Below are 18,589 nucleotides of genomic sequence, written 5' to 3'. Positions count from 1 at the left end.
AAAAATCGGGAAGTGCTTGTTGATTTAACTATTCAGTTGATCAATGACCTCAACCATATCCTCATTGATGACAAGTGAGGCTTCATTATCATAAGGAGTTGCATCTTTATTGATAATAACTAGATTGTCACCTTTAAAATTTGATACTAATCCAGCAGCAGGTTGCACAACTAGTGAAGTACCAAGTACAACCAACGCATCTGCATTTTCGATTTTTTGTAATGCATTCATAATCACTGATTGGTCCAACATTTCACCATACAGAACAATGTCAGGTCTAATAGTACTACCACATGCGTCACATTGTTTTAACTGTCTATCAAGCACGTCTTTTTTAGTGTATGACTTATGACATTTAGGACAATAGAATCTGTTTAATGTTCCATGTAATTCATCAACATGCTTACTGCCTGCATCTGAATGAAATCCATCAATATTTTGAGTAATAACCCCTAGAGATTGACCGTTGTGTTCTAAATGAGCAATCCATTCATGTACACTATTAGGTAATTTATCAGCATAAATTAATCTTTTATGACAGAAATTGATAAATCCATCAGGATCGTCTTCAAAATAATCATGGCTTAATAGATATTCTGGTGAATAGCCGTCTTTTGAAATTTCATCAAATAGGCCTCCCATAGATCTGAAATCTGGAACGCCACTTGCTACAGATACACCAGCACCCGTAAAGAATACAATTTTCTCAGAGTTATCAATTAGTTGTTTTAAACTTTCAATTTTATTATTCAAAAATACACCTTCTTGTAAAAAATAGATTATACAGCATATCACTTTTAACATATGACTTCTTTACATTTATATATTATAGTAATAATGTTAAAGATATTGAAGTGATTTTATACATACTATTAAATACAGTTGAACAATGTATTTTGCATACAATTAAAATTAGTAAATGATTAGGTAGATTCAGTATTTTTACTATTGAATAATCATGAATATTGATAAAAGATGGAAATTGAATGATGACACTGGCCTAATGTAAGGAGGTATTTATTTAGTGAATAAGCACGAACGTTTAGATGAGATTGCTAAGCTAGTCAATAAAAAAGGAACAGTGAGGACCAATGAAATCGTTGAAGGTTTAAATGTTTCTGATATGACAGTAAGAAGAGATTTAGTTGAATTAGAAAACCAAGGTGTTTTAACGAAAATACATGGTGGAGCACGTAGTAATTCAAATTTTCAATATAAAGAAATGTCACATAAAGAAAAGCACACACACCAAATTGAAGAAAAAAGATATATTGCTAAAAAAGCAGCCAGTTTAATTGAAGATGGTGATACATTATTTTTTGGACCAGGAACGACGATTGAAGTTCTTGCCGAAGAAATAAACCATCATTCTTTAACGGTGATAACAAATTGTTTGCCCGTTTATAAGATATTATTAGAGAAACAAACAACCAATTTCAGAGTTTATTTACTAGGTGGAGAAATGAGACATTTAACAGAAGCATTTGTAGGTGAAATGGCAAACTCAGTATTAGAAAAGCTTCGTTTTTGTAAAATGTTTTTTAGTAGTAATGGTGTTAATAAAGGTAGTGTTATGACGTCTTCTTTAGATGAAGCCTACACACAGCAACTTGCAGTAGAACATTCAGTTGAAAAATATTTACTAGTAGATCATACCAAAATAGGAAAAAATGATTTTACTTCAATTTGTCACTTGGATGATCTGACCGCAGTTATAATGGATAATCAAGATCAAGAGAAGCTAGAACAAATTAAAACATATATAGAAGTAGTAGAATAATATATTACTTTCAGAATAAATGACCTCGAATCAAACGATTCGAGGTTTTTTGTTTGAAATAATTACTTATTAAACGAATTTCAACATAATAAAACATTTTTCTGTGAAAAATCGAATATTTAGCTACAAATGTTTGGAAAAGTGTTTAATTCAAACAAAATACAAACATATAATGTTGAATTTATGTTGGTTTAAGTTTATAATTTAAACGTAAAGATTTGAAAGCCTTTTCTTTAAATATATATAAGATGCTTTTAATGACTATATTTGATAAGGAGAATTGCTATGACAATCATAATTGGATCAGATGTGGATGGTAAGCGTTTAAAAGATTTAATTAAAACATATTTAGTAGAAAGTAATTTTGATATTTTAGACGTTACTGAAGGTAAAGATTTAGATTTTGTAGATTCTACACTTGCCATTGCTAAAGAAGTACAAAAGAATGATGACAATTTAGGAATCGCAATTGATGCGTTCGGAGTTGGGAGCTTTATGGTTGCTACAAAAATTAAAGGTATGATCGCTGCGGAAGTGTCAGATGAAAGATCTGCATATATGACAAGAGGTCATAATAACTCAAAAATGATTACGTTAGGTTCAGAAATCGTAGGGGACACATTGGCACAAAATGTAGTTAAAGGTTTTGTTAATGGACACTACGATGGCGGGCGTCACCAAATACGCGTAGATATGCTTAATAAAATGTGCTAATTAGAGGAGGATTAACAATGAAAATAGCATTAGGTTGCGATCATATTGTAACTGATACAAAAATGGAAGTTTCACAGTTTTTGAAATCAAAAGGTCACGAAGTTATCGATGTAGGAACACATGATTTCGCGCGAACTCATTACCCAATTTTTGGTAAAAAAGTGGGTGAACAAGTAACAAGTGGGAATGCGGATCTAGGTATTTGTATTTGTGGAACTGGTGTTGGTATAAACAATGCAGTTAATAAAGTACCAGGTGTTAGAGCCGCACTTGTAAGAGATATGACTTCTGCCCTTTATGCCAAGGAAGAGCTAAATGCAAATGTCATTGGTTTTGGAGGTAAAATCATTGGTGAACTTTTAATGTGTGACATTATCGAAGCCTTCATTGAAGCAGAGTATAAACCTTCTGAAAAAAATGAAAAATTAATTGCGAAAATTAAACATTTAGAAACACATAACGAAGACCAAACGAACCCTAATTTCTTTAATGAATTTTTAGAAAAATGGGATAAAGGCGAATATCACGATTAAAGGAAGACACATATGATATTAACACTAACTTTAAATCCGTCTGTAGATATTTCATATGCTATTGAAGATTTTCAGCTTGATACTGTGAATCGAGTATCGAACATTGATAAAACTGCTGGCGGAAAAGGACTCAATGTAACTCGAGTATTGAATCAACTAAACGAATCAGTTATAGCTAGTGGATTAATCGGTGGTCAACTGGGCGAATTTATTGAACAACAATTAGAAGACTCACATATTAAACATTCTTTTTTCAAAATTAAAGATGTTACTAGAAATTGTATTGCTATTTTACATCAAGGTAAGCAAACGGAAATTTTGGAAAAAGGGCCAACTATTAGTAAAAAAGAAGGACAAAACTTCTTAGAACACGTTGATGAATTGATTCGACAAACTAAAGTGGTTGTTATTTCAGGAAGTCTACCTAAAGGTTTAAATAACAATTACTATTTGAAGATTATTGGAAAATGTCATGATGAACAGGTTCCATTAATACTAGATAGCTCTGGAGAAACATTAGTATCTTCTTTAAAAGGATTACATAAGCCAACTGTTATAAAACCCAATATTGATGAACTATATCAGTTATTAGGTCAACCTGTTGATGAAAGTATAGATGGGCTAAAACAAGCAGTAAATGATTCATTATTCAAAGATATAGAATGGGTCATTGTTTCATTAGGAGCAAAGGGTATGTTCGCTAAGCATCATAATCAATATTACAAAGTCAACATACCTTCTATTAAAGTATTAAATCCAGTTGGTTCTGGAGATTCTACAGTTGCCGGTATAGCTTCTGCATTGTTAAACAATGAAAGTGATGATGAACTTCTCAAAAAAGCTAACACCTTAGGTATGCTCAATGCTCAAGAATCACGTACAGGATATGTCAATATCAAAAACTATGACGAATTATATCATCAAATTGAATTATTAGAGGTGTAAATAATGGTAAAAACTCAAAATAAAACGACAGCAATTTCACAATTAAGTAATGAAAATGGTGTTATTTCAGCATTAGCATTTGACCAACGTGGTGCTTTAAAGCGAATGATGTCTAAATTCCAAACAACTGAACCAACAGTTGAACAAATTGAAAAATTAAAAGTACTTGTAGCTGAAGAACTTACACAATATGCATCATCTATTTTATTAGACCCAGAATATGGTTTACCAGCTACTGAAGCTAGAAATAAAAACTGCGGATTATTATTAGCATATGAAAAAACAGGTTATGACGTAAATGCTAAAGGTCGCTTACCTGATTGTTTAGTTGAATGGTCAGCTAAACGTTTAAAAGAACAAGGCGCAGATGCAGTTAAATTTTTACTTTACTACGACGTTGATGATGATGAGTATATCAATGTTCAAAAGCAAGCATATATTGAAAGAATTGGTTCTGAATGTGTTGCAGAAGACATCCCATTTTTCTTAGAAGTTTTATCATATGATGACAATATTTCAGATAATAGCAGTGTTGAATACGCAAAAGTTAAACCTAGAAAGGTTAACGAAGCTATGAAATTGTTCTCTGAACCACGTTTTAACGTGGACGTACTAAAAGTTGAAGTACCAGTAAATATGAAATATGTTGAAGGATTTGCTGATGGAGAAGTTGTTTATAGCAAAGAAGAAGCGGCTCAACATTTTAGAAATCAAGAAGCATCAACGAATCTTCCATACATTTATTTAAGTGCAGGTGTTTCTGCAGAATTATTCCAAGAAACATTAAAATTTGCACATGAATCAGGGGCTAAATTTAATGGTGTACTATGCGGCCGTGCAACATGGGCTGGTGCAGTTCAAGTATATATTGAACAAGGTGAAGCCGCTGCACGTGAATGGTTAAGAACAACAGGATTTAAAAATATAGATGATCTTAACAAAGTACTAACTCAAACAGCGACATCTTGGAAATAACATAATTTAAATTGAGGGGAGTATATCGCTCATGAATAGAGAAGAAGTACAATTAATTGGTTTTGAAATAGTTGCTTTTGCAGGAGATGCACGGTCTAAATTTTTAGAAGCATTGACTGCTGCACAAAATAAAGACTTCGATAAAGCTGAAGCTTTAATTGAAGAAGGAAAAGGTCTTATTGCAGACGCGCACAAAGCACAAACAAGTCTTTTGGCTAAAGAAGCCCAAGGAGAGGATATCGCATATAGTGTGACAATGATGCATGGTCAAGACCATTTAATGACAACTATATTATTAAAAGATGTGATGTCACATTTAATTGAATTATATAAAAGAGGGTGAAGACCTTGATGAAAAAGTTAATTGCTCAAATTGAAAAGGGTAAACCATTTTTTGAAAAGTTATCGAGAAATATTTATTTAAGAGCCATTCGTGATGGCTTTATATCAGCAATGCCTGTTATTTTATTTTCAAGTTTATTCCTATTGATTGCATTTGTACCGAATGTATTTGGCTTTAAGTGGGATAAAGAGATGGAAGGCATTTTAATGAAGCCTTATAACTACACAATGGGTCTTGTAGCATTATTAGTTGCTGGAACAACTGCCAAATCTTTAACAGATTCATATAACCGCAAGTTAGAAAGTACGAATCAAATTAACTTTATTTCTACTATGCTTGCGTCAATTTGTGGATTTTTATTCTTAGCAGCAGATCCTGCTAAAGAAGGTGGATTCTTAAACGCATTTTTAGGAACAAAAGGTTTATTAACAGCGTTTATTTCTGCATTTGTAACTGTTATTGTTTATAACTTCTTTATTAAACGTAATATTACTATCAAAATGCCTAAAGAAGTACCTCCAAACATATCTCAAGTATTTAAAGATATTTTTCCATTTTCAGCAGTCATTTTAATTCTTTATGGATTTGATTTAACTGTTAGAGCAACAATCGAAACTAATGTTGCAGCAGCGGTTCTTAAAGTATTCGAACCATTATTTACTGCAGCAAACGGATGGATTGGAATCACAATTATCTTTGGTGCATTTGCTTTGTTCTGGTTTGTTGGTATACATGGTCCATCTATTGTAGAACCAGCTATTGCAGCTATTACATATGCAAACATTGAAGCAAACTTTAAGTTAATTCAAGCGGGTGAACACGCAGACAATGTTATTACCTCTGGTACTCAAATGTTTATCGTAACTATGGGTGGTACAGGTGCAACATTAGTAGTTCCATTTATGTTTATGTGGATAGCTAAATCTAAACGAAATAGAGCTATAGGTCGTGCGTCTGTGGTACCTACATTCTTTGGTGTTAACGAACCAATTTTATTTGGTGCACCTTTAGTATTAAACCCTGTATTCTTTATTCCATTTGTTTTAACACCAATTGTTAACGTATGGATCTTTAAATTTTTCGTAGATGTATTAGGGATGAACAGTTTTTCTGTTAACTTACCGTGGACTACACCGGCACCTTTAGGTATCGCCATGGGTACACAATTTGCATTATTATCATTTGTCTTAGCATTAGTATTAATTATTGTGGATATTATTATTTATTATCCATTCTTAAAAGTTTATGATAATGAAATTTTAGAAGAAGAAGCTGGTAATAAAGAAAGTAATAGCGAATTACAAGATAAAGTAGCAGCTAACTTTGATACTAAAAAAGCAGATGCAATATTAGCTTCACATTCTAATACAGAAGCAGAGTCAACATCTGACTTAACTAATAATATTACAGAACAAACGAATGTATTAGTCCTTTGTGTTGGGGGAGGAACAAGTGGATTACTAGCTAATGCACTTAATAAAGCAGCAGAAGAATATCATGTTCCAGTTAAAGCAGCTGCTGGAGGATATGGTGCACATAACGATATTATGAAAGATTATCAATTAATCATTTTAGCCCCTCAAGTAGCATCCAATTTTGAAGATATTAAACAAGACACTGATAAATTAGGTATTAAATTAGTTAAAACTCAAGGTGTCGAGTACATTAATTTAACACGTGATGGACAAGCAGCATTAGCATTTGTACAAAAACAATTTGAAAATTAGATAGGAGCGTTTTTCATAATGACTAAACAATTACCTGAAGATTTTATTTTTGGTGGAGCGACTGCCGCATATCAAGCAGAAGGAGCAACTCAAACTGATGGTAAAGGACGTGTTGCATGGGATACTTATCTAGAAGAAAATTACTGGTATACTGCTGAACCAGCAAGTGATTTTTATCATCGATACCCAATTGATTTAGAATTAAGTGAAAAATTTGGTGTTAATGGTATCCGTATATCAATTGCATGGTCAAGAATTTTTCCTAAAGGATTTGGGAAAGTTAATCCAAAAGGAGTAGAATACTATCATAATTTATTCAAAGAATGCCATAAACGTCATGTAGAGCCATTTGTTACGTTACATCATTTTGATACGCCAGAAGTATTGCATAAAGATGGTGATTTTTTAAACCGTAAAACCATTGAATATTTTGTAGATTATGCTGAATATTGTTTCAAAGAGTTTCCAGAAGTAAAATACTGGACTACTTTTAATGAAATTGGACCTATTGGTGATGGACAATACTTAGTTGGAAAATTCCCACCAGGAATTACATACGATTTCGGAAAAGTATTTCAATCACATCATAATATGATGGTTGCACATGCTAAAGCAGTAAAGTTATTTAAAGATGGTGGTTATAAAGGAGAAATTGGTGTTGTACATGCATTGCCGACTAAATATCCATTAAATCCTAACAACCCAGAAGACGTTAGAGCAGCAGAATTAGAAGACATCATTCACAATAAATTTATTTTAGATGCAACATACTTAGGTAAATATTCAAGAGAAACTATGGAAGGTGTTCAACATATTTTAGCTGTTAATGGTGGTAAATTAGATATTAAAGAAGAAGACTATCAAATTTTAGACGCTGCTAAAGATTTAAATGACTTTTTAGGTATCAATTACTACATGAGCGATTGGATGAAAGCATATGATGGTGAATGTCTCATCACACATAATTCAACTGGAGATAAAGGTGGATCAAAGTACCAATTAAAAGGTGTTGGCCAAAGAGAATTTGATGTCGATGTACCTAGAACGGACTGGGATTGGATGATTTATCCTCAAGGTTTATATGATCAAATTATGAGAGTTGTAAAAGATTATCCGAATTATCATAAAATCTATATCACTGAAAATGGATTAGGCTATAAAGATGAATTTATTGAATCTGAAAAAACAGTTCATGACGATGCTAGAATTGACTACATTAAGCAACATTTAAATGTTATTGCTGATGCAATTAAAGATGGCGCTAATGTAAAAGGTTATTTCTTATGGTCATTAATGGATGTATTCTCATGGTCAAATGGTTATGAAAAACGATATGGATTATTCTATGTAGATTTTGATACACAAGAACGTTATCCGAAGAAAAGCGCATATTGGTATAAACAAGTAGCTGAAACAAGAGAAATAAAATAACTTATAAAACAAGGTGTATTTAAAATAATGCGCCTTGTTTTTATGTGCGGTGGTTGTAAAAATACTATATACTAATAGAATATATAAAATAGAAGAGGTAATCTAATGAAAGCAAAATGGCTATTAATTATAAGTATTTTAATCATCGCATTCATTGCAATTGCTACAGTGATGATTACACGTCAACATCATTCTACTAAAGTAAACGATCAACGTTTTATAAAAAGTCATACGGCTACTATCTTTTTACATGGATATGGTGGAAGCGAAAAGTCTGAAACGTTTATGGTAAAACAAGCAAATCAACAGGGTGTAACCCAAAATGTAATTACAACTAAGGTAGATAGCAATGGTGAAGTTAACTTCAAAGGACATATGAAGTCAAAAGCTATAAACCCTATTATCAAAATAGGATTGGAAGATAATAAAAATGGGGACACATCACAAAACGCAAAAAATATTAAAAATGTTTTATCCCAATTAAAGTCAAAATATGAAATAAAGAAATACAATTTCGTAGGTCATTCAATGGGCAACTTATCCTTTGCATATTTCATGAAAATGTATGGTACAGATAAAAAGTTACCACAATTAAATAAAGAGGTTAATATAGCAGGTACTTTTAACGGCGTATTAAATCTAAATGAAAAAGTAAATGAAATTAGTGTTGATAAAAATGGTAAGCCAAACAAAATGACTGATAATTTTAAAGAATTATTACCGCTGAAAAATATTTATAAAAATAAAGATATCAAGGTATTGAATATATATGGAGATTTAAAAGACGGCACACATTCGGATGGACGTGTCTCTAATAGTTCATCAAAGTCACTTCAATACTTAATTGGCAATAGTGTTAGTAGTTATAAAGAATCTAAATATACAGGTGAATCTGCTCAACATAGTCAATTACACGAAAATAAAAAAGTTGCCGATGAAATCGTAGAATTTTTATGGGCTAAATAAAAAAAGGTACAGTTTCTAACTGATATGAATTCGTACTTAATTATTAAAATTAATCGGTTAAGTCGAAAACAGCTAGAGATTGTACTTTTTTATATTTTTTAAGAAATCACTACCACGATTCATTCTTAATTTAAAATTTTATTTTCTTATACAATTAAGTTGGCATGATTTAGACATCTTGAATTGAGGTATTTAAATATTATCAATAATTAAAAAGGATGATTTCATGGATAATAAACAAATTATTTTTAATAAATACCCTGAAGGTATGCCACAAGATGATACATTCAAATATGAAGACATAGATATTACTGAGCCTAAAAATGGTGAAGTACAACTAAAAACATTATATATTTCAGTGGATCCATATATGCGTGGAAGAATGTCTAAAGGAGATTCTTATGTTCAACCATTTGAAATAGGACAAACTATAGAAAGTCACGTTGTAGCACAAGTAACTGCATCACAAGTAGATGGATTTAAACAAGGTGATATTGTTACCGGCGTATTACCATGGAAAAAATATAATACTGTAACTAGTGATAAAGTACGAGTTGTACCATCTACTGAGGTACCGTTAGAATTATATTTAAGTGTACTAGGTATGCCAGGACAGACTGGTTATCATGGATTATTAGATATTGGTCGTCCTCAAGAAGGTGAAACTGTTGTTGTATCAGCGGCATCTGGAGCGGTCGGTTCTGTTGTAGGTCAAATTGCTAAAATTAAAGGATGTCGTGTTGTTGGTATTGCTGGTGGACCAGAAAAAGTATCTTACCTAACAGACACATTAGGGTTTGATGCAGGTGTTGATTATAAAGACAATCAATTTTCAAGTAATCTAGAACAAGCATTACCTGATGGCGTTGATGTATATTATGAAAATGTTGGTGGCCAAATTAGTGATGAAGTATTCAAACATTTAAATCGTCATGCGCGTATACCTGTATGCGGTTCTATTTCTGCATATAATCACCCTGAAGAAGACATTGGACCAAGAATTCAAGGAACATTAGTGAAAAAACAAGCTATGATGAGAGGATTCTTAGTAGCCGAATTTGCCGATGATTTCAAAAACGCAAGTGAACAATTAGCTGAGTGGGTACAACAAGGTAAAATTAAAACACAAACATCAGTTGAAGAAGGTTTTGATAAAGTTCCTAATGCTTTCAGAAACTTATTTACTGGAGATAACTTCGGTAAGCAAGTAATTAAAGTAGCAGATGTTGAATAAATTCTTTAAAATTAAAAGAAAACAAAGCTCATATTTATTTATAAATATTGATAGATGTGGCTTAATATGAAAGCAATAGGATTTGAAAACCCATTTACTTTAGATCAAGGTAATCAGTTTAAAACTTTTCAGTTGAATACACCCTCACCTTCAGGACATGATATTTTAGTGAAAGTACAAAGTATAAGTGTCAACCCAGTTGATACGAAACAAAGACTGTTGCCTGTCGAACAATCACCAAGAATACTAGGCTTTGATGCAGTTGGCACTGTTGAAGCTGTTGGAAATGAGGTCACAATGTTCAAAGTAGGAGACACTGTGATGTATTCTGGTTCACCGAATCAACATGGTTCTAATGCTGAATATCAATTGATACAAGAAAACTTAGTTGCACACGCACCTAATAATATTTCAGCTGAACAATCAGCGAGTTTGCCTTTAACAGGGCTCACTGCATCAGAAACATTATTCGACTACTTTAATATCTCATATAATCCAGACGATAATAAAGGTAAGTCTTTATTGATTATTAATGCTGCAGGTGGAGTTGGAAGTATCACTATACAAATAGCTAAATATTATGGATTACATGTGATAACAACTGCATCTAGAGAAGAAACCCAAAAATGGTGTTATGATTTGGGCGCTGATATTGTTTTAAATCATAAAGAAGATTTAAAACAACAACTCATAGAACATGATATTAATGAAGTAGATTATATCTTCTGTACATTTAATACTGATATGTATTATGAAAAAATGATTGATATGATTAAACCACGAGGTCATATTGCAACTATAGTAGCCTTTAATGATAAACAAGATTTAAACTTACTTAAGCCTAAAAGCATTACGTTCTCACATGAATTTATGTTTGCTAGACCTATTCATCAAACAAACGACATGATTAAACATCATGAATATTTAAAAGATATAGCTATTAAAGTAGAACAGGGACATTATCAACCAACTACGACACAAGTATTAAATGGTCTAACTGAAGATAATTTATATAAAGCGCATCAAATATTAGAGAGTCAATCAATGATAGGTAAGTTAGTCATTAATATTTAAATTGAATAAAAATAAGTTGACTAAAGGAAAGTCGATTGAATATCACGAGTATTCAATCGACTTCTTTAGTTAATATATGGTTTAAAGATTATATTATGAAATAACAGTAAAACGTATTTGTTCTATTAGTAATTAATAATACTAAAGATAAAAAATATTTTAAGATTTTTTGAAATAAACGTTTTCAATAACAATTAATTGGGAATAAAGCATATAAGTAGTACTTAATTAAATATTAAAACTGATAAATTAGTTTTAAATTATTGGTTTTACTTTATTTATGATAGGGTACTCATTTTGTGTGATACTAAAAAGTAAAATATTAATTGAGGAGGTGTCATACGAGGTGAAAAGACTTAAAAACTTTATCCTTGGCTTACTTATCGTAGTCATTGTTGGTTTCTTATTGTTTATGTATGTTAAAGACAGTCGTATTTCTCAATACCAAGACTACTTCTTACAATTCAATTGGTTCCAACCACTATTGATTGGGCTAGCAGGATTATTAATATTAATCGGTTTAATATTAGTATTAAGCATATTCAAACCTACGTATCGAAAACCTGGATTGTATAAAGAATTTGATGATGGACATGTATATGTATCAAGAAAAGCTGTTGAAAAAACTGTTTACGATACTATTGCAAAATACGATCAAGTTAGACAACCTAATGTTGTCTCAAAAATGTACAATAAGAAAAAGAAATCATTTATTGATATAAAAGCAGATTTCTTTGTACCAAACAATGTACAAGCTACATCTTTAACAGAAAGTATTCGTTCAGATATTAAACAGAATGTTGAACACTTTACTGAAATGCCAGTAAGAAAATTAGAAGTAAACGTCAAAGATCAGAAAACTTCTGGTCCAAGAGTGTTGTAAGGGAGGGATATCATGGCTAACAATAATAACCAAAATGGACAAGACTCTACGCAACAACTTATTAACATATTGAAAACTTTTAAATGGAGAATCATTGGATTTTTAGCATTTTTACTTATAGCTATATTATTCCTAACTTTAGGTTTTTGGAAAACAATCTTAATAATTGTTTTATGTTTAATAGGAATTGGTATTGGGTATATTAAAGACCGTACACAAGACTTTTTGAATTTTCTAAATAGATGGAGTTAACGTAACTCTAGACATTTAAGATATTCATATTAACTTTTTATAAAACTAACAATTAAACATTTTATTGATAAAGGAGAATGCAAAATGGCAGTAGATAACAATAAAGCAAAACAAGCATACGATAACCAAACAGGTGTTAACGAAAAAGAAAAACAAGAACAACAAAAACAACAACAAGAAAATCAACAACCACAATTTGAAAATAAATTAACTTTCTCTGATGAAGTTGTTGAAAAAATCGCTGGTATCGCAGCTCGTGAAGTTAAAGGTATCTTAGACATGAAAGGCGGATTCACTGATAGCTTTACTAACGCTTTCTCAAGTGGTAATAACGTTACAACAGGTGTTTCAGTTGAAGTTGGCGAAAAACAAGCTGCAATCGACTTAAAAGTAATCTTAGAATATGGTGAATCAGCACCTAAAATCTTCCGTAAAGTAACAGACTTAGTTAAAGAACAAGTTAAATATATTACTGGTTTAGAAGTTGTAGAAGTTAACATGCAAGTTGACGATGTAATGACTAAAAAAGAATGGCAACAAAAACATGAAAAAGATAACAACCAAAACAACAACAATAACGACAGACAAGGTTTACAATAATCTGTCATTCAAGTTAGTTGGTTGAACAATCATTAAATAAAAGAATCCGAGAGACCTTCATATGAGTGTCTCTCGGATTCTTTTATTTGTTATATAATTTATTAATGACAACCTGACAACTGTTATAAATTCTATACATTAAACATGTAATGGATTGTTCACTTTAATATAAGTATATTCATGTGCTTCATCTTCTAAGCGCATCGTTGTAACACATTTATAATCAATCGTTTTGGCAAACATAACGTCTTTGATTTCTGAAATTCTTTCTTCTGAAATATGAGTAATATCGTTTAAAATTTGCTCTATGATAGTTGCAATATCTTTCCAAATATTTGCTTCTAAATCATTAACATTTGATGATTGTGCAACAGTTAATACTAACTCACCTAAATGATTTTGTACTGTTGAATAGAATGCTTTATTAAATACAGTTGTTTTAGAGTTAGTTAAAATGCGAGATTTTTCATGAAAATCATCTGTTGAATATCCCATATCATTTAAATATGCTTTATCAATGCGTAATCCTTCAAAATCTCTTACATATAAGTGATTTAAAGAACCATCTTCATTAAAATGAACAATTGAATTTTGTAAATGTGCTTCAAGCGCAATTCCATATTTGGTTAATAGCGGCATTACAATACCTAAAAGCGCTTTACTATATTCTTTCATCCATGCTCGAGCAGCACTTTCATATGACGTATGTTGATAATGAGTTTGATATAACTTTATCAGAGATACGATTGGTGCTTCTGTATTGTATGGATAATAAGATACTAAACTAGATGGAATCATAGATATTATTCCATTTTTAAGTTGATTATTAATATTTGTTCTGAATAATGTACCTAGTTGTTCGCTACGTTCTGTTTGTAACGGGTCTTGATCATGAGAATTATAAAAGTGAATGCCAGCAATTTCATCAACAATTGATGAATCATACGGTTTGAATGTTGCATCACTATTTAAAATTTGATTTAAAATTTTTGTCATAAGAGGTCCGTTATGTGTTGTTTGTTCAGACAATGTACGAATCTCTCCTGTGATATGAACATTGGTTGATAGTTTGATATGTGGGTCACTATTAGGCGCTTTAGGCATTAATGTTCTAAATGATAAACCGGCATAATAAGGTAAAGTATATTGTGATTTGATAATCATTTGTTGAGCAATTTCATCGTGATAATCTCGGTCTAGAACTTCATCATATTGCCAAGGGTGGACAATCATAACTTGATAATCATCTATATTAAGCTGATGATGTTGTTGCATTTCCTCTTGAAGTTTTTGATACATACTTGGGAACAATTGCTTAATAGTGTCGTTATATGACATTGATAATGATTGAACATTACAAAAACGATGATGTATCAGTATTACTTTAAGCGAGATAGGTTGTGAGAATTCTGATGAATACATAAATGTTTCATTTGAATTCATACCTTTTCTCAATTTAGCACCGGGATGTAGTGGGTGACCTTCTATAACAGCTTGTTCAGATCGTAAATAGCTGTCCTCATCACTTTTTATAATGTCGAATAAAGTTCTTGACTCGTCTTGCATTGAATACGACTGGTAGCTCATTGCGAATATCATATTAGCCGCACTATTATTTAAATCATCTTTAAATTGATTACTTGCCTCATTATTTAATTCTGGTGCTTCAATTAATATCCAATCTAGAATATCATTTGGATGTTCTACGCGATGAAATGTCTGATCTGATTCTGTATTAGATTTATAAAAAAATGGACCTTTCACATCTACACGATTGAAAGCATGCTGACCACTAATAGGGGCATATAGTAATTTTTGTGCAGACTTAAATTCTATTTCTAAAACATTAGTAGTTTCGCAAGGTAAGGATTCAATTTTATCAGAATTAAGTATTCTACTATGATCATTACCATGAACAAGATTTTCTCTATGTATAGATGTAACTAATCGCTGTGTAACCTTATCGCGACCATTAGCAATTTGATTAATAAAATGGTTTGCCCATTCTGGATGTGATTGACTTAAGAAATCATATGCATCTTGCTCATCCTTAGTCATATATAAATTATTTTTATTTGTGTTTTTAATTGAATTCATATTTCACCTCTAAAAAAATATTTTACAAAAATTAATAAGATTTGTATAATCCATATTAATGATAATGATTATTATTATCAATTAAAAAGACAGGTGAAATTTATGGCAAAATTTTTCTTTTCCAGTTCATTTCTTCTGTTTTTGGGGAATTGGATTGGGCAAATCGGTCTCAACTGGTTTGTGCTTACTACATATCATAACGCAGTTTATTTAGGTTTAGTTAATTTTTGCCGACTCGTACCGATTTTAATATTAAGTGTATGGGCTGGTTCTATTGCTGATAAATATGATAAAGGAAATTTATTACGTATTACAATATCTTCATCATTTTTAGTTACAGCAATATTATGTGTATTAACTTATACCATTGATAATATTCCTGTGTATTTTATCTTAATATATGCTACGTTACGTGGAATGTTAAGTGCTGTTGAAACACCGGTTAGACAAGCCGTTTTACCAGAGTTATCTAATAAAATTACAACAACACAAGCTGTCTCATTCCACTCATTTATTATCAATATTTGCCGTTCAATTGGTCCTGCAATTGCTGGTGTTATATTAGCAGCTTATCATGCACCAACAACGTTTTTAGCCCAAGCACTTTGCTATCTCTTAGCAGTTGGTCTATGTATACCGATTCATATTAAAGCAACAGAATTAGGTAAAAATAATAAAGAGATGTCACTTAAAGTAGTGATGAATTATTTCAAACACAATTTAGAAGCAAGTAAAATCTTTATCACATCTCTATTAATTATGGCAACTGGTTTTTGTTATACGACAATTTTACCTGTTCTTACAAATCATGTATTTCCAGGTCAATCTGAAATATTTGGTATAGCTATGACTTGTTGTGCGATAGGCGGTATTGTGGCCACTATTATTTTACCTAAAATACTTGATCATATTAATGCAGTAAAAATGTATTATTTGAGTTCTTTTCTATTTGGCTTAGCATTATTAGGAATTATTATTCACAATTTAGTTGTGATGTTTATTTGTATTTCGTTAATTGGATTGTTTAGTCAATGGGCAAGAACAACCAATAGAGTTTATTTCCAAAATAGTGTTAAGGATAGCGAAAGGGGTAAGGTATTAAGTATTGTTATGATGGATCGCGGCATGATACCTTTAGGAAGTTTAATTATGAGCTTCTTTGCGGATCAATTCGGTGTATTAAATACATTTTTAATTATGGGCATTAGTACTGTAGCTATTTCAGTCATCTTTTACTTAATGCAACGAATTACTAAAATTGGAGGAATTTCATAATGGAGCGCAATGAATGGTTACTTGCGGATGAAAATATTCAGCATCGGATATTGAATGCAATCATCAAAGAACAGATATGTCCAGAAGATGCCAAAATAAATAAATCATTTGAAAACATTGAGTTACAATATCATGGCCGTGTATTAACTGGTCGTATTTTAAGAAAAAGTATGTTGGAAAGATATGTATTTGATGGACAGTTTACATATCAATGTGCTGAACAAAAAATCCAAATTAGTAACCTAGAACAGCTACTAAAAATATTAAATGACCAATTTGATATCAAAATATCTGATCGTTTATACCGAGAATTAATTCATAGTAGAGACAGTTTTGTCGAAACATATAAACAATTCAATAATAGAAAATCACTTATACATCAGAGTATGAAATTTTCTATGTTACCAGATACTATAAACTTCTTTACTTGGTTACAACATTTAAATGCTAATGATACTACTGATGATTTAAGTTATTCAGAAAGTTTAGTTATTGAAGGACATCCAACTCACCCTCTAACTAAAACGAAATTACCGCTGACTAAGGATGAGATTCGTAGATATTCACCGGAATTTGAAAAAATTATACCATTACATATTATGCTAGTTTCTTCTTCGGAAATGGTTACGACATCCATGGAAGGGGATGACCAATTTATAATAAATAATGTCATCCCAGAATTAAAAGATAAAATACAACATTTTTTAAATCCTTTTGATTTGAATGTGGATGACTATAGAGCAATATTTGTCCACCCTTGGCAGTATGACCATGTGATTGGAGATAAATTTAAAACGTGGATAAGTGAAAAAATATTAATCCCAACTCCATTTACAGTAGATTCAAAAGCAACATTATCATTTAGAACTATGGAATTATTAAAACGACCTTTCCATGTTAAACTTCCAGTAAATGTTCAAGCTACTAGTGCTGTACGAACTGTATCTACTGTAACAACTGTAGATGGTCCGAAATTAAGTTTTGCATTACAAGATATGCTAAATATTTATCCTGAGTTAAAAGTAGCTGCAGAACCATTTGGAGAATATATTAATACAGATCCTGATTTAGCTCGACAACTCGCTTGTATTATTCGAGAAAAACCAGAATTAAATCAAGTAGGTTCAACTATTGTCAGTGCGAGTTTAGTTAATCGTAATCCAGTTGATCTTGAGGTGGTTGTAGATAGTTATATCAAATGGCTGGATAATGAACTTACTAAAGATAATATTGAACGTTTTATGCGTGAATATACACGTACTTTAGTGAAACCACTCATTGCGTATATTCAAGATTACGGTATTGCATTAGAAGCTCATATGCAAAATACAATAGTTAATCTTGGGCCTAACTATCAAATTACATTTTTAGTAAGAGATCTAGGTGGATCACGTATAGATATCAAAACGCTTCAGCAAAAATTACCCCACATTGAAATAACAAATGAAAGTTTAATAGCTGAAAATATTGAAGCGGTTATAGCTAAATTCCAACATGCAGTGATTCAAAATCAATTGGCTGAATTAATCCATCATTTTAATCAATATGATTTTGTTAATGAGAATAACTTATTTAAGATTGTGCAACAAGAAGTAGAATCAGCTATTGATAGTAATAAAAATCATGCGCATGCATTATATCAAGTACTATTTGGTTCAACGATTTCAGTTAAAGCATTATTAAGTATGAGAATGGAAAATAAAGTTAAAAAGTATTTAAATACAGAATTGGACAATCCAATAAAAAAAGAGGTGTAGTAC

Annotated in this window: 18 protein-coding genes; 16 read left to right on the top strand and 2 right to left on the bottom strand. The window is 31.2% G+C overall.

Annotated features, from left to right (window positions below):
• Window positions 1–24 precede the first annotated feature (24 nt).
• On the bottom strand, window positions 25–804 hold the full coding sequence (locus LFT63_RS06020) for an NAD-dependent protein deacylase (protein WP_181300422.1): 780 nt from the start codon (window positions 802–804) through the stop codon (window positions 25–27).
• A gap of 220 nt (window positions 805–1,024) precedes the next feature.
• On the opposite strand from LFT63_RS06020, the gene LFT63_RS06015 reads away from it, so the two are divergent.
• The 14 genes from LFT63_RS06015 to LFT63_RS05950 all read left to right on the top strand — a co-directional run bounded on the left by LFT63_RS06015 (window position 1,025) and on the right by LFT63_RS05950 (window position 13,457).
• Entirely contained in the window at window positions 1,025–1,780 is a 756-nt protein-coding gene (locus LFT63_RS06015; RefSeq protein WP_017638471.1) for a DeoR/GlpR family DNA-binding transcription regulator, read from the top strand.
• Between the two features lie 285 nt (window positions 1,781–2,065).
• Entirely contained in the window at window positions 2,066–2,494 is a 429-nt protein-coding gene (gene lacA / locus LFT63_RS06010) for a galactose-6-phosphate isomerase subunit LacA (RefSeq protein WP_017638472.1), read from the top strand.
• A 17-nt stretch (window positions 2,495–2,511) separates the two neighbouring features.
• The gene (gene lacB / locus LFT63_RS06005; RefSeq protein WP_340768298.1) at window positions 2,512–3,027 is read left to right on the top strand and encodes a galactose-6-phosphate isomerase subunit LacB; all 516 of its coding nucleotides are present in this window, start codon (window positions 2,512–2,514) and stop codon (window positions 3,025–3,027) included.
• A 12-nt stretch (window positions 3,028–3,039) separates the two neighbouring features.
• Window positions 3,040–3,972: a tagatose-6-phosphate kinase gene (lacC, locus tag LFT63_RS06000; RefSeq protein ID WP_017638474.1), complete on the top strand. Its 933-nt coding sequence runs from the start codon at window positions 3,040–3,042 to the stop codon at window positions 3,970–3,972.
• A gap of 3 nt (window positions 3,973–3,975) precedes the next feature.
• Window positions 3,976–4,947, top strand: coding sequence for a tagatose-bisphosphate aldolase (lacD, locus tag LFT63_RS05995; protein ID WP_029055871.1), 972 nt, complete (start codon window positions 3,976–3,978; stop codon window positions 4,945–4,947).
• 31 nt (window positions 4,948–4,978) lie between these two features.
• Window positions 4,979–5,290 carry a PTS lactose/cellobiose transporter subunit IIA gene (locus tag LFT63_RS05990; protein WP_023373578.1) on the top strand — a complete coding sequence of 104 codons (312 nt, stop codon included), beginning with the start codon at window positions 4,979–4,981 and terminating at the stop codon, window positions 5,288–5,290.
• A 5-nt stretch (window positions 5,291–5,295) separates the two neighbouring features.
• Window positions 5,296–7,017 carry a lactose-specific PTS transporter subunit EIIC gene (locus LFT63_RS05985; RefSeq protein WP_340768296.1) on the top strand — a complete coding sequence of 574 codons (1,722 nt, stop codon included), beginning with the start codon at window positions 5,296–5,298 and terminating at the stop codon, window positions 7,015–7,017.
• Between the two features lie 18 nt (window positions 7,018–7,035).
• A complete protein-coding gene (gene lacG, locus LFT63_RS05980; protein ID WP_108000318.1) occupies window positions 7,036–8,448 on the top strand; it encodes a 6-phospho-beta-galactosidase in 1,413 nt (470 codons plus the stop codon).
• 105 nt (window positions 8,449–8,553) lie between these two features.
• A complete protein-coding gene (locus LFT63_RS05975; RefSeq protein WP_029055873.1) occupies window positions 8,554–9,414 on the top strand; it encodes an alpha/beta hydrolase in 861 nt (286 codons plus the stop codon).
• A gap of 226 nt (window positions 9,415–9,640) precedes the next feature.
• Entirely contained in the window at window positions 9,641–10,648 is a 1,008-nt protein-coding gene (locus tag LFT63_RS05970) for an NADP-dependent oxidoreductase (RefSeq protein ID WP_017638479.1), read from the top strand.
• A 66-nt stretch (window positions 10,649–10,714) separates the two neighbouring features.
• Window positions 10,715–11,722 carry a zinc-binding alcohol dehydrogenase family protein gene (locus LFT63_RS05965; RefSeq protein ID WP_340769007.1) on the top strand — a complete coding sequence of 336 codons (1,008 nt, stop codon included), beginning with the start codon at window positions 10,715–10,717 and terminating at the stop codon, window positions 11,720–11,722.
• A gap of 346 nt (window positions 11,723–12,068) precedes the next feature.
• Entirely contained in the window at window positions 12,069–12,605 is a 537-nt protein-coding gene (amaP, locus tag LFT63_RS05960; RefSeq protein ID WP_017638481.1) for an alkaline shock response membrane anchor protein AmaP, read from the top strand.
• Window positions 12,606–12,617: 12 nt separating this feature from the next.
• On the top strand, window positions 12,618–12,857 hold the full coding sequence (locus LFT63_RS05955; protein ID WP_002450482.1) for a DUF2273 domain-containing protein: 240 nt from the start codon (window positions 12,618–12,620) through the stop codon (window positions 12,855–12,857).
• A gap of 84 nt (window positions 12,858–12,941) precedes the next feature.
• Window positions 12,942–13,457: an Asp23/Gls24 family envelope stress response protein gene (locus LFT63_RS05950; RefSeq protein WP_017638482.1), complete on the top strand. Its 516-nt coding sequence runs from the start codon at window positions 12,942–12,944 to the stop codon at window positions 13,455–13,457.
• A 138-nt stretch (window positions 13,458–13,595) separates the two neighbouring features.
• Here LFT63_RS05950 and LFT63_RS05945 read toward each other — a convergent pair whose 3' ends face one another.
• Window positions 13,596–15,554, bottom strand: a complete 1,959-nt coding sequence (locus LFT63_RS05945) for an IucA/IucC family protein (protein ID WP_117239502.1) — start codon at window positions 15,552–15,554, stop codon at window positions 13,596–13,598.
• A 102-nt stretch (window positions 15,555–15,656) separates the two neighbouring features.
• Between LFT63_RS05945 and LFT63_RS05940 the strand changes: the two genes are divergently transcribed.
• Together LFT63_RS05940 and LFT63_RS05935 are read left to right on the top strand one after the other, a co-directional pair.
• On the top strand, window positions 15,657–16,829 hold the full coding sequence (locus LFT63_RS05940) for an MFS transporter (protein WP_029055876.1): 1,173 nt from the start codon (window positions 15,657–15,659) through the stop codon (window positions 16,827–16,829).
• Window positions 16,829–18,586, top strand: coding sequence for an IucA/IucC family protein (locus LFT63_RS05935; RefSeq protein WP_029055877.1), 1,758 nt, complete (start codon window positions 16,829–16,831; stop codon window positions 18,584–18,586). Before LFT63_RS05940 ends, LFT63_RS05935 begins: the two co-directional genes overlap by 1 nt.
• Window positions 18,587–18,589: the final 3 nt, after the last annotated feature.

It is taken from the genome of Staphylococcus sp. FSL H8-0121, assembly GCF_038008425.1.
GTDB lineage: Bacteria > Bacillota > Bacilli > Staphylococcales > Staphylococcaceae > Staphylococcus > Staphylococcus pasteuri.
The sequence above is the reverse complement of the archived record's forward strand: the minus strand, read 5'-3'. Positions and strand labels throughout refer to the sequence as shown.